Source organism: Rhodanobacter sp. Root561 (genome assembly GCF_001427365.1).
Lineage (GTDB): Bacteria > Pseudomonadota > Gammaproteobacteria > Xanthomonadales > Rhodanobacteraceae > Rhodanobacter.
In genome coordinates, this window is the sequence record NZ_LMGH01000001.1 from 580,714 (window position 1) to 593,605 (window position 12,892).

Annotated in this window: 9 protein-coding genes; 8 read left to right on the top strand and 1 reads right to left on the bottom strand. The window is 67.7% G+C overall.

The features are described from left to right. Positions 1-46 precede the first annotated feature (46 nt). The 8 genes from ASD55_RS02395 (at position 47) to ASD55_RS02430 (ending at position 12,077) form a co-directional block, all read left to right on the top strand. Positions 47-1,597 (top strand): M4 family metallopeptidase, encoded by a 1,551-nt coding sequence (locus ASD55_RS02395; protein ID WP_235577702.1) that lies wholly within the window; start codon positions 47-49, stop codon positions 1,595-1,597. 213 nt (positions 1,598-1,810) lie between these two features. After that, a complete protein-coding gene (locus tag ASD55_RS02400; RefSeq protein ID WP_056763462.1) occupies positions 1,811-7,093 on the top strand; it encodes an autotransporter outer membrane beta-barrel domain-containing protein in 5,283 nt (1,760 codons plus the stop codon). A gap of 73 nt (positions 7,094-7,166) precedes the next feature. Next, positions 7,167-8,375 (top strand): TIGR03032 family protein, encoded by a 1,209-nt coding sequence (locus ASD55_RS02405; protein ID WP_056763463.1) that lies wholly within the window; start codon positions 7,167-7,169, stop codon positions 8,373-8,375. Then, positions 8,372-8,830, top strand: coding sequence for an EF-hand domain-containing protein (locus ASD55_RS02410; RefSeq protein ID WP_056763465.1), 459 nt, complete (start codon positions 8,372-8,374; stop codon positions 8,828-8,830). The genes ASD55_RS02405 and ASD55_RS02410 overlap by 4 nt, the downstream gene beginning before the upstream one ends. A 9-nt stretch (positions 8,831-8,839) precedes the next feature. Next, complete coding sequence (locus ASD55_RS02415; protein ID WP_056763468.1) at positions 8,840-9,415, top strand: hypothetical protein; 576 nt, start codon at positions 8,840-8,842, stop codon at positions 9,413-9,415. 162 nt (positions 9,416-9,577) lie between these two features. Then, positions 9,578-10,513, top strand: a complete 936-nt coding sequence (locus ASD55_RS02420; protein ID WP_056763470.1) for a recombination-associated protein RdgC — start codon at positions 9,578-9,580, stop codon at positions 10,511-10,513. A gap of 116 nt (positions 10,514-10,629) precedes the next feature. Then, positions 10,630-11,400: a SprT family zinc-dependent metalloprotease gene (locus ASD55_RS02425; RefSeq protein WP_056713596.1), complete on the top strand. Its 771-nt coding sequence runs from the start codon at positions 10,630-10,632 to the stop codon at positions 11,398-11,400. A gap of 98 nt (positions 11,401-11,498) precedes the next feature. Beyond that, positions 11,499-12,077 (top strand): isoprenylcysteine carboxylmethyltransferase family protein, encoded by a 579-nt coding sequence (locus ASD55_RS02430; protein WP_056713600.1) that lies wholly within the window; start codon positions 11,499-11,501, stop codon positions 12,075-12,077. An 85-nt stretch (positions 12,078-12,162) separates the two neighbouring features. Here ASD55_RS02430 and ASD55_RS02435 read toward each other — a convergent pair whose 3' ends face one another. Further along, positions 12,163-12,750 (bottom strand): sterol desaturase family protein, encoded by a 588-nt coding sequence (locus ASD55_RS02435; RefSeq protein WP_056713603.1) that lies wholly within the window; start codon positions 12,748-12,750, stop codon positions 12,163-12,165. Positions 12,751-12,892: the final 142 nt, after the last annotated feature.

Below are 12,892 nucleotides of genomic sequence, written 5' to 3' on the forward strand. Positions count from 1 at the left end.
GCATTCCGGCGCCAGCCAGGCCCGCATGACTCGGGGGAGTCCCATCTTGATCTTGAACTACAAAACCTTGCCGCTGGCCGTGCTGCTGGCCTTCGGCGCGAATCAGGCTTGCGCCGTCGAGACGAATCCTGCCGCCGTCAGCCGCGCCCTTGAATTGATCCGCAGCCACGGCGCCACCACCCGCGCCGCGGCCGGTGACCATTACGTCAGCCGTGGCGTGATCACCGACGCGAACGGGACGGAACACGTAAGGCTGGACCGAACCTACAAGGGCCTGCCGGTGATCGGTGGCGACCTGGTCGTGCATTCGCGCAATGGCAGCTACCAGTCCGCCTCGCTGACCCAGGGCGCCGCGCTGAACCTGTCGGTCCAGCCGGTGATCGGCGCGGACGAGGCCGCGGTCATCGCCGGTACGGAATTCGGCCCCGCCTTCGCCGGGATGCCGGAACGCACCCTGTCGGTTTACGCGCGCGGTCACGGTGCCGCCCGGCTGGTCTGGCGCATCCGCATGCACAACGCGCAGGCCGACACGACCTATATCGTCGACGCCCGCAGCGGCGCCATCGTCGAGCACTGGAGCAACCTGGAGACGGCGGCCGTCACCGGCCAGGCGAAGACCCTGTATTCGGGCACGGTCCCGCTGGTCACCAACTCGGTCATCGGCGGTTACGAGCTGCGCGACCCGACCCGCGGCAGGATGCGCACCATCGACGGCTCCAACAGCCGCACCTCGGGCCAGATCTACAAGGACGGCGACAACGTCTGGGGCAACTCCACCACCCTGGACCTGGCCACCGCCGCCGTCGACGCCGAATACGGCGCTTCGATGACCTGGGATTTCTACAAGACGGCCTTCGGGCGCAACGGCATCGGCGACGACGGCAAGGGCGCCTACAACCGGGTGCACTACGGCACCAAATACAACAATGCATTCTGGTCGGACGCCTGCTTCTGCATGACCTACGGCGACGGCGACGGCGTCAACGTCGGTCCCCTGGTAGCGCTCGACATCACCGGCCACGAGATGAGCCACGGCGTCACGGCGCGCACCGCGGGCCTGATCTACTCGGGGGAATCCGGCGGGCTGAACGAGGCCAACTCGGACATCCTCGGCACGATGGTGGAGTTCTACGCCAACAACAGTCACGACACGCCCGACTACATGATCGGCGAGTCGATCGTCCCGGCCAACGTGCCCGGCAGCCCAAGCCAGCACGCGCTTCGCTACATGTGGAAGCCCAGCCTGGATGGCCGTTCACCCGACTTCTACGTGAGCAATATCGGCAGCCTGGACGTGCACTACTCGTCGGGCGTGGCCAATCACTTCTACTACCTGCTGGCCGAAGGCACCACGCCGAAGACCTTCAGTGGCGTGGTCCACAACTCGCCGACCTTCAACGGCGCAAGCCTGCCCGGCATCGGACGGGCCAAGGCACAGAAAATCTGGTATCGCGCGCTGACGGTGTACTTCACCTCCAGCACCGACTACGCCGCTGCCCGCGTCGCCACCATCCAGGCGGCGAAGGACCTGTACGGAACCACGTCGGCCGAAGCGAATGCGGTTGCCGCCACGTGGACCGCGGTCCACGTGCTTTAGGCCGGGCCAACTGCGGCGCGATCGCCACCAGGCCAACCATCACCGCCCGCGCGGGACCAGCCAGGTCCCGCGCCGGTTCGATAGCCGATTGTCGGGGACACCATGAACCATTCCACGCAGCGCGGCGCATCGCGCAGAACGCGCGTACTTGCCAGCCACCCTGTTGCCCCCATCAGTCGCGCGATTCGCGCGGCCCTGGCCGTATCGGCCACCATGCTGACCCTGTTTGCGCCCACCGCCAGCTGGGCTGCCGATACCGGCACCTGCAGCTACGACGCCGTCAGCAACACGTATGCCTGCAACGGCGATTTCAGCCAGCCGATTCCCGATGCCGGTTTCATCCCGCCGGTCGACCTGACGGTCGTGCTGGGTGACCAGCTGCCGAGCAGCGTGCATCCGGACGCCGGCTACATCGGCATCGACGCGGCGTGGGCCGGTGACATTTCCATCATGGTCAATGCCGGCAGCGGCATCCAGACCGGGGGCGCCGACGGCATTCATGCCTACGGTTCCGATGCCACGACCCGGGTGTCCAACTACGGCAGCATCGGCACGGCGGTCACCGCCGATGATGCCGAAGCGATGGACATCGGCGGCGTTCACGACGTCACCGTCGTCAACGGCGGCAGCGTGCTCGCGAGTGACGCCGACGGCGGTCATGACGTCATCGGCGCCAGCGTGTTCTCCGACTATGGCAGCGTCCAGTTCGACAATCTTGCCGGGGCCGTGATCGGCGCCAGTGCCTACGACGGCAGTGCTACCGCAATCGCGGCAACCAGCCTTGGCTATTACGGCCAGCTCGCCATCAGCAACGAAGGCGTGATCAACGCCGACTCGACCCACGGCGATGCCAGCGGCATCGTCGCGTCGGCGGTCAGCTATGGCTACGCAAACGTCCAGAACAGCGGCAGCGTCCAGGTCAGCGGCTACGCCAGCGCCATCGGCATCGACGCTTTCGGCGACTACAGCAGCACGCTCGACAACAGCGGTGACGTCGATGCCGATGCCGACGCGGCGACGGGCGATGCGGTCGCCTACGGTGCAAGCAACCGCTCGAATCATTTGTCCTACCTCTACAACGACGCGCCGGGCACGATCGCTGCCACCGCCCACGCCGCTTATGGCGTGGCGGTAGCGGTCGGCGCCTATGTCGTGGGCGGCGATGTCAGCACGCTGCACAATGACGGCAGCATCACCGCCAGCGCGAAGAGCGATGTTGGCTCCGCGCAGGCGTATGGCGCCGTGGTCGAAGGCTACAGCGGTGTCGGCCTGCTGATCAGTGGCGGTGACGTCGACGCCAGCGCCGTGGCGGGCATCGGCGGCTACGCGCAGGCCACCGGCGACCTGGTGGTCGCTGCGGTGGCGAGCATCTTCAACGATGGCAACGCCAGCGCCACGGCCACCGCCGGCGCCGCCGGCGTCGCGAAGGCCACCGGCCTGCACGCCGAGGGCACCAACACGGCGATCAACAGCTATGGCGACGTGAGCGCCACGGCCAAGGCGGTAGGTGGCGCAGCCAGCGCCACCGGTACGTATGCCTACGGCCACTCGGGCTCGGCGTCCTTCTACAACACCGGGGACCTCTCGGCCCAGGCGTCCGCCTATGCCGGCGTGGCCGATGCCACCGGGGTCAACTCGATCGGCATCTACAACGCCTACGCCACCAACCTGGGGACGATTTCCGCCACGGCGTCCGGCGCCCAGGCGACCGCCGCCGGCGTGGTCAACCAGTCGTATTTCGAGGCGGCCACCACCAACGCCGGCCAGATCATCGTGACGGCGTCCGGCACCGTGGCGCCTTACGGTCAATATGAAGCGGTGGCGGTGGGCGTCTACACGTTTGCAACGATTTACGACGCGATCGTCGACAACAGCGGTTCGGTTTCCGTCACCAGCTCCGCGCTGGCCGACATCGACGACACCGGCGGCTTCCTGGTGGCCAAGGCGATTGGCGTGCGCGCGGTGAATCCCGCCGGCTACGGCGAAGCGCTGGTGACCAACACGGGCGACGTCGGCGCCTCGGCCGTCACCGGCCAGGGCTATGCGTCGGCGTGGGGCGCCATCGCCCAGTCCGGTTCCTACGGCTACGGCCAGGCACAGATCGACAACGACGGTTCGATCGCGAGCAGCGCCCAGTCGGGCGCAGGCAACTCGGTGACCATCGGTGCGTACGCGCACAGCGGAAGCACGGCGATGATCGTCAATCACGGCGACATCAGCGCCACGTCGCAGGCGGGGCGCGGCGTTCCCTACGTGTCGCTTGCCACCGCGTATGCCACCGGCGCCCAGGTGTACGGATTCGCCTATGGCGGCGGTGAAGCCGGCATCAGCAATGACGGCAGCATCGAAGCCGACGCGTCCCTCGTTGGCGGCATCGTCGCCGCGACCGCGCTGAAGACTTTCGGATCGACTTCCACGGTCGACAATGCCGCGGGCGCCACCATCGCCGCCACGGCCGAGGCCACCCTGTTCGGCGGCGTCGGCGCGGTGGCGGTCGAAGCCGGCGGACTCTACGGTGTCGCCGTGGCCAACGACGGCAACATCAGCGCATACGCCCGCGCACACGCCTATACCGACGGCGTGCATGGCTACTACGGCGCCAGCCGCGCCTTGGCCGTCGACGCCATCGCCAACTACCGGGGCAACGTGTCCGTGGTGAACCACGGCGACATCGCGGCCCACGCGGTGGCCGAAAACGGCATCACCTTCTTCAATGCCGGCGCGGGCGCGACCGGCGTGAGCACGTATGCCAAGTACGCCGCCACGGTCGAGAACGCCGGCGACATTTCCGCCGTGGCCGAAAGCGAGCTGGGCATCGTCGGCGCCTACGGCGTGATGGGGCGCGGCAAGTACTACACCCATGTCGCCAACGATGCGGGAGCCAGCATCGTGGCCTCCGCCAGCACCGCCAGCCTGGCCAGCGACCAGTACGGTGGGCGCGCGGTTGCCTTCGGCACCCATGTCTTCGGCACCGATCACGGCGTCACCTACAACGCCGGCAGCATCGTCTCGCACGCGGTCGTCACCGCCGACGGCGGCGCGAACGAAGGTCGCAGCCTGGCCAGTGCCTGGGGCAGCGCCGTCGGTGCCTATTCCTCGATCCAGACCGGCGAGGTGGTCAACGTCGGCGACATCGAAGCGGCTGCCGCCGCCGACTTCGGCTACGCAAACTCGTTCGGAACCTATGTGCTGTCGCACTACGATTCGGGCACGTCCAATGCCGGAAGCATCCAGTCGACCGCCAGGTCCGACCACGGCCACGCTTTCGCGGTCGGCAGCTACGCGTTTGCGCTGCACCAGCAGTACCACGTGGACTGCGACGAGAACGGCTATTGCGACTATTCCAACCCCACGTTCACCCCCGACGCCGGCACGGCTTCGCTCGACAACAGCGGCGGGATCATGGCGGTGGCCACCGCGCACGGTGGCAGCGGACAGAGCTACGGGGCCTCGGTGCTCGGTGCCTTCGTTTCGGGCATCACCAACAGCGGGCACATCGGCGCCAGCGCCGACGCCGATGACGCACGCGCCGTCGGTGGCTTGACCAACAGCGTCTACGGCTACTCGACGGTGCAGAACAGCGGCAGCTTCGAGGCGATCGCATCCGGCGGGACGGCCAGTGCCAGCGGCGTGTTCGCCGCCGGTGCCTACGGCAACGCCGACAACGGCCAGTTCGCCGCGACGATCGAAAACCAGGGCAGCATCCTGGCCAAGGCGACGGGCACGATCATGGCCACCGCCATCGGCATCGAATCGGTCGGCTGGAAGGATGCGGGCATCCGCATCGACAACGGCGGAACGATCGGCGCAGCCGCCTACGGTGCGGATGCCACCGCCACCGCGGTGTCGATGGATGCCCGCGGCGCCAACGTGCTGACCAATACCGGCAGCATCGCTGCCTACGGTGACGGCAAGCGGATCGCAGTCTCCTCCGGCATCGGTGCGACGGCCACGATCGCCAACCAGGGCTCGATGGTCGGCGCGGTCGTCACCGGCGACCTCGATGACCGCTTCGACAACGCGGCCGGCGCCAGCTGGCAGGCCATCGGCAGCTCCGATTTCGGGGCGGGCGACGACCACGTGGTGAATCGCGGCACGTTGTTCATGGCCGACTCCTCGATCAGCCTCGGCGGATACGTCAACGGCAACACGTTCGACAACTTCGGCACGATCAGCGTGTCCGGCGCCACCAACCTGATCGACATGGACAACCCGTTTCCGGTGTCCAACAACGGCGTGATCAGCTTCGTGGATGGCGCGCCGGACGACGTGCTGACCGTGGCAGGCGATTTCGCCGGCCAGGGCTCGCTCGATGTCGACGTCAGCGGGCTGCACCAGACCGGCGACCGCCTGTACGTCGATGGCAACGTGATCGATTCGACCCGCCAGGTCATCAACGTGAACCTGATCGACATGCCGACCACGCCCACGGTCGACATTCCGCTGGTCACCGCGAGCGGCACCCTGGGCGGAAGCTTCACGCTGGGCCAGACGCAATCGCAGGCCCGGGGTTTTGTTGCGCTGGATTTCGGCCTGAAGACGGCCGGTGGCACGACATCGCTGGTGATGGACGTCACCGGCCTCAACGCTGCCGGTTCACTGGCGTCCGCCCTGACGCCGGGTGCGCAGAGCCTGGTCAATGCGGAAGTGGGCACCTGGCGTCAACGCATGGGCGTGGTGCCGGAGCAGGGCAAGCGCGGGCTGGCGCCGTGGGTGCGCACGTTCTCCGACAGCGGCGACATCCGCCCGGGAAGCCGCAGCAATTTCGGCGCCAGTGGCAGCGCCGCGTTCCACCAGACCAATCGGGGCCTGGAGTTCGGGCTCGATACGCGCCTGTCCGACCATCTGTCGGCAGGCGTGCTGATCGGCAAGTCCGATGGCAGCCAGCGCATGGCCGAGGGCGGCGGCTCCGATCGCCTGGATGGCAGGACGTTCGGCTTGTACGGCACGTGGATGGCGGACAACAGTTTCTACTTCGACGTTTCGCAGCGCTGGACCGGCATCAAGGCGCACCTGCGCTCGGGGATGGTCGCCACCACCACGGATGCCGACGCGGCGGTCTTCAACGTCGAGGCCGGCGTCACCGCGTGGACCCTGGCCGGTGTCCATGTCATGCCCCAACTGCAGTACACCCGCACCCGCATCGACGGCATCTCGTCGCTGGACCTGCAGCAGTCGGATTTCGTCGATCACGGTGGCGTGTCGTCGCGGGGCCGCGCCGGCCTGGCTTTCGACAAGACCATCCAGGGCACGCGCTTCAGCTGGACCCCTTATGGCTCGGTCAATGCCGTGCGCGAATTCAGGGGCAGCCACAGCTACGCGATCAACGGCGGCCTGCTGGGTTCCACCAGCACCCGGGGCACCAGCGCGATGGTCGAGCTGGGTCTGGGTGCGCGTCGGGGCGGCCTGTCGCTCACCGGTGGCGTGAACTGGACCGATGGCGGCGCGCTGCAGAACGTTCTGGGTGGCCAGTTGGCCGTGCGTTACAGCTGGTAAGGCCGGACACCTCCGGCTGCGCAGTTTTTTTGGTCCGCCCCGACAGCCGGGGCGGACGTGAGGAGTAGCAATCGTGGTCAAGAAAGCCATCCCGGGGCAGGGCAGCCCGGAATCCATCGACGAGAACGACAACGGAGCGGTGCTGCAGACAGTGGATGCCGGGCCCGTGGCCGCCGCCGTGCCGACGCCACCGCCGCCAGCGGGCAAGCCGGCGCTCGACCTGATTAATCTGAAAGTGGAGAAGAGCTGTTCGCGCGGCCTCGCCAGCTGGCTCGCCGGCAACAAGCTTTCGCTGGCGATATCGTCCTACCAGAGCGGGCGCCTGTATCTGGTCGGCAGCGATCCCAAGGGACGCGTGTCGTTTTTCGAGCGCATCTTCGAGCGGGCGATGGGCATCGTCGGCAACGCCCAGCGGCTCTACCTCGGCGGCCTCTATCAGCTGTGGCGCTTCGAGAACGTGTTGCGCCCGGGCGAGTCGATCCACCAGCAGTTCGACAAGTGCTACGTGCCGCGCAACGCACAGACCATCGGCGATCTGGACATCCACGAGCTGGGCATCCGCAGGAACGGCAAGGTGGTGTTCGTCAACACGCGCTATTCGTGCCTGGCGGAACTCAGCCAGACCCACAGCTTCAAGGCGATCTGGAAGCCGGATTTCGTCAGCAAGCTGGCGCCGGAGGATCGCTGCCACCTCAACGGCCTGGCCATGGTCGATGGCGAGCCGCGGTACGTGACGGCGGTATGCCGCAGCGACAGTGTCGACGGCTGGCGCGACCGGCGCCATGACGGCGGCGTGGTGATCGACATCACCACCAACGAGATCGTCTGCGAAGGCCTGTCGATGCCGCACTCGCCGCGCTGGGCCAATGGCAAGTTGTGGTTGCTCAACGCCGGCACCGGCCACATCGGCTGGGTCGATTTCGCGGAACGGAAATTCGTGCCACTGGCCTTCGTGCCCGGTTTTGCGCGGGGCCTGTCGATCATCGGCAACGTCGCCGCCATCGGGCTTTCCAAGCCGCGCAACCAGCGCTTCGAAGGGTTGCAGCTCGACGAGGAACTGCGCCAGCGCGACGCCGATCCCTGGTGCGGCGTGCAGATCGTCTCGCTGGGCAACGGCGACGTGCTGAACTGGATCCGCTTCGAGGGCGACATCAGCGAGATCTTCGACATCTGCTTCCTGCCCAAGGTGCGCAATGCGATGGTGGTCGGCCTGCGCACGGCGGAGATCCGCGAGCTGATCACCTTCGAGTCCGAGCTCGAAGGCGCGGAGGCCGCTCCATGAGCCTGGGCAAGCTTCCCGGTACGGTGGCGACCGCCCTGGTGCTGTGCGCAGCCAGTGCGGCCACGTCCGCCGCGTCCACCGCCGCGGCAGGCGACGCCACCACCGTCCCGCTGGCGCCGCCAGCGACGACGGCGGCGTCGATCTTCCACGCGGTGGACGCCAACAAGGACGGCGCATTGTCGCCGCAGGAGTTCGCGGCGGGATACGCCGCCGTGCAGCGGCTGATGACCCTCGAAATCCGCTTGCGCGAACAGTTCGGGCGGGTCGATGCCGATCATGGTGGCTCCATCGACGCCAGCGAATACGCCAGGCTGATGCTGGTCAGGCGCGCGGGTGCAGCCGCTCCGCCGCTGGCCACGTTCGACGCCGACGGCAACGGATCGCTGAACTTCGCCGAGTACGTGGCCGCGATCCGCCGGCTGGCCGCGCTGCGGCCGGCGCCGGCGGCGAAGTAGGGACTGGCCATGTCGCACCCATCCGCGGACGGCCACCCGAATACCGATCCCTCCTTCGAGATCGTTCCGGTCTGGCGGAATGTCTCGCCCGAACTGATCGCCGAGCTGTCCGGCCTGTGGGCGCAGACCGGCGCGATTGCCGATCCGGCCAGTGCGGCCACGCGCGGGCAGCAGGCGGTATGCATCGGCCGCGACGCGAACGGCGCGATTTGCGCCGTGGGCACCGCCGTCATCCGGACCCTGCCACGGCTGCGCCAGCCGATGTACTTCTATCGCCAGTTCTTCGCGCCGGGGTTTCGCGGCCAGCGGCAGACCGTGCCGTTCTTCAGGCGTGCCTGCGACATCCTGCAGGCCCATGAGGGGCAGCTCGCCATTCCCGAGGCCCTCGGCGTGCTGGTGGAGCTGGAGAGTGCCCTGCTCGCGGCGCGTTACGTCCACGCCTGCGACCCGCATTCCGGCACCACCTTCATCGGCTACTCGCCACGGGGACTGCAGTTGCGGGTCTCCTACTTCGACGACGCCCGCCTGCTCGCGCCCGCGATGCCGGGCCGCCGCCGCGAAGGCGGCCGTTCGTCGCGCGAGTGACCGGCTCCGGCCGGTCGGCACCCTCGCTGCTATAGTTCGGGGTCAGCATGGCGGCCGCGAGGCGTCGGCATCCTTCGCGCGGACTTCCGCATCTCATCGGAGGGTCTGCGCCGGACGCGACCTGCTCCGGCTGCGTGCCCTTCAACTACCGAGTTTTCATGCATGGCCACAGGCAGCAACGTCTTCTTCCGCAATCTCACCCTGTTCCGTTTTTCCCCCGCCGTTGCCACTGATCTCGACCGCCTCGACGAGGCGCTGGCCGAGCATCGCCTGCGCCCGTGCGGGCCGCTGGAAATGTTCACCAAGGGTTTCGTGCCGCCGGTCGGGCGCGGCGAGGGCGAGCCGCTCACGCATTCGGTGAAGAAATGCACCCTGCTCACCGTGGGCGGCGAGGACAAGCTGCTGCCGGCCGCGGTGATCAACGACGAGCTGCATCGCAAGGTGCAGAAGATCGCCGAGGAAGAGGGTCGCAAGGTCGGCGGCCGCGAGCGCAAGCGGATCAAGGAAGACCTGCTCAACGAACTGCTGCCGCGCGCCTTCGTGCGGCAGTCGCGGATGTCGGCCTATGTCGACAAGAAGAACGGCTGGCTGGTGCTGGACACCTCCAGCCGCAAGTCGGCCGAGAACGCGCTGAGCCAGGTACGCGAGGCGCTGGGCAGCTTCCCCGCGGTGCCGCTGGCGCCGGAGGAAGGCCCGCGGGTGCTGATGACCGACTGGCTGGCCACCGGCAACCTGCCGGCCGGGCTGGCGCTGGGCGACGAGTGCGAGCTGCGCGACCCGGCCACCGCCACCGGCGCGATCGCCCGCTGCCGCCGTCAGGATCTGGACGCCGAAGAGGTCAAGGAGCACCTGCGCAACGGCAAGCAGGTGTTCATGCTCGGTCTCACCTTCGATGAGCGGATCAGCTTCGTGCTGGGCGAGGACCTGATCATCCGCAAGCTGAAGTTCCTCGACGTGGTGATGGACGAGATGGGCGACAGCCAGCAGGACGCCCAGGCCGAACTGGACGCCAGTTTCGCCCTGCTGACACTGGAACTGGAGCGCCTGCTGGGCAAGCTGGAAGAGTGGTTCGGCCTGCCGCGCCCGGCCGATAGCTGAACGAAATATCCATACCCGTTTCACCCGCGCCCGCGCCATACTGGCAACCCCGTCGCTTTCCGGCGACGGGGTTCCCCGTTCGATCTACATGAGCCCAGGCAAGAGCAGGCAGGATCATGGCGCAGCATCTGGAAGGCGACTGGCTGGAACTGGCCACGGTGGGCGGCAGCCTGATCCGGGTGCTGAAGTCCGCCCATCCGCGTGCGCGCCGCCTGCGACTGACCATCACGCCGCAGGGCGCGCGGGTGACCTATCCGGTCGGCACCCATCCGGCCCAGGTCAACGCCTTCCTGCGCAACCATGCCGAGTGGCTGGAGCAGAAGCTCGATGAGCTGAACCTGATCGTCGAGCCGCTCCCGCCGCTGCGGGTGGGCTATCCCTGCAACTTCCCGCTGCGCGGCGAGACGGCGGCGCTGGACTGGGCGGAAGGTCCGTATCCGCGGATCGAGGCGCATGGCGACGGGCTTACCCTGGTGATTCCGCGCCCGCACACCCGCGCGCTGCCGATCGCCCGCGGCCTGTTGGCCTCGCACCTGGAATCGCTGATCCGCCGCGATGTCTCGCGCTGGCTGGCCGCGTACGTGCCGCTGCTGGGGCTGGCGCCCACGTCACTGCGCATCCGTCCGATGAAAAGCCTGTGGGGCAGCCTGGATACGCGCGACCGCATCAACCTCGACCTGGCGCTGGCGCTGGCGCCACCGGCGGCGCTGCGCTACGTGCTGGTGCACGAGCTGTGTCACCTGAAGGTGCGCAACCACTCGCCGCGGTTCTGGGCCCAGGTGGAAAACCTGTTGCCCGGCTGGCGCGAGCAGCGTGACTGGCTGCGCCAGCACGGCGCGATCCTCAAGGCCGAACTCGACCGCCTGGTCGACGACGTGGCCGACTGAGCCGGCTTTCGGCGCGGGCCGCCTTGCGGGCTGCAGCGGATACCTTGATCATCCCGGCCCGCCGACAACGCGGCAACCGACACTTCGTGGAGCAGACCATGCCATTCCCGACCCAGAGCGTGCTCAATGCGTTGTGGATTCTCTTCGTGGCGTACTGGATCTGGAGCGCACGCAAGGTCAAGGACACCCGACGCACGGAGCCGGCCGGGTCACGCTTCCTCAAATACTGGCTGCCGCTGCTGCTGGCGGCGCTGCTGCTGGAGCCGGGCCGCCTGTACGAAGGCAGCGTGCTGGCGGCGCGCTTCGTGCCCGCGGCCGGCTGGGTCGTGGCGCTGGGTACGCTGATGACGGCGGCGGGGCTGCTGTTTGCCTGCTGGGCGCGCCACGTGCTGGGCAACAACTGGAGCGCCGTGGTGCAGGTCAAGCAGGACCACGAGCTGATCGAAAGCGGCCCTTACGGGCTGGCGCGCCATCCGATCTACACCGGCCTGCTGCTGGCCTTCCTGGGCACGGCAGTGGCGCTGGGCGAATGGCGCGGCCTGCTCGCGTTCGCCATCGTGGCGGTGTCGTTCTGGTACAAGCTGCGCCTGGAGGAGCGCTGGATGCGCGAGCAGTTCGGCGCGGCCTACACCGACTACATGCGACGGGTGAAGGCGCTGATCCCCGGCGTTTTCTGAAGGCCGACGTTCCGGAGCGCTCGATCCCCCTCGCCACGGCGTGCTCCGGGCAAGCGGAAAAACCAACGGGGAAGCTCCCGCGCGTTCAGCCCTTCCTGGGCTGGCGCACGTACTTGGTGCCCAGCAGCACGTCCCACAGCGACGAGGTCACCCCGAAATTGGTGTCGGGGTGGTAGTGGTGCACGTGGTGTGCCCCGGCCCAGCGGCGCAGCAGCGGCTGCTTGAAGCGCACGTGGTGGATGATGAAATGGCTGAGGCCGTACAGGATGTAGCCGAAGGTGATCGAACTGGCCAGCAGCAGGGCGAAGCCGGTCGGCATGACCGCCACGAACACGCCGGCGAGGAGCAGCAACACCACCGGCGGCAGGAAGAACGGCAGCGAGTCGTAGCCCAGCGGCCGGGCATGGTGCAGGTCGTGGCCCTGGGTGAACAGCGGGATGCGCGTGTGGAACAGCCAGCGATGGAAGAGGTATTCGATGAAGCTGAAGGCGAACAGGCCCAGCCCCAGCGCCAGCAGCGCGGTGACCGCGCCGCCGTCGTGTTGCTGCCAGCCGAGTACCAGCAGCAGCAGGCACAACGCGCTGTCGATCGCCACCTCGGCCCAGTAGTTGGTCCGGGTCGAGGACATTCGCACGATGGCATCCACGCCGGTGCGCCAGAGGCTTTGGTTCATCGGTCGTTGCATTGTTCCCTTGCCACGCATGGATACGCCGGAATGCGGCGCGATAACGGCATTCTCCCATGTTGTCACGCGCAATTCACGACAACCAGGCCGCATTAACGGTGTCTATTCAGTATTCCCGGGCCGCCGACAC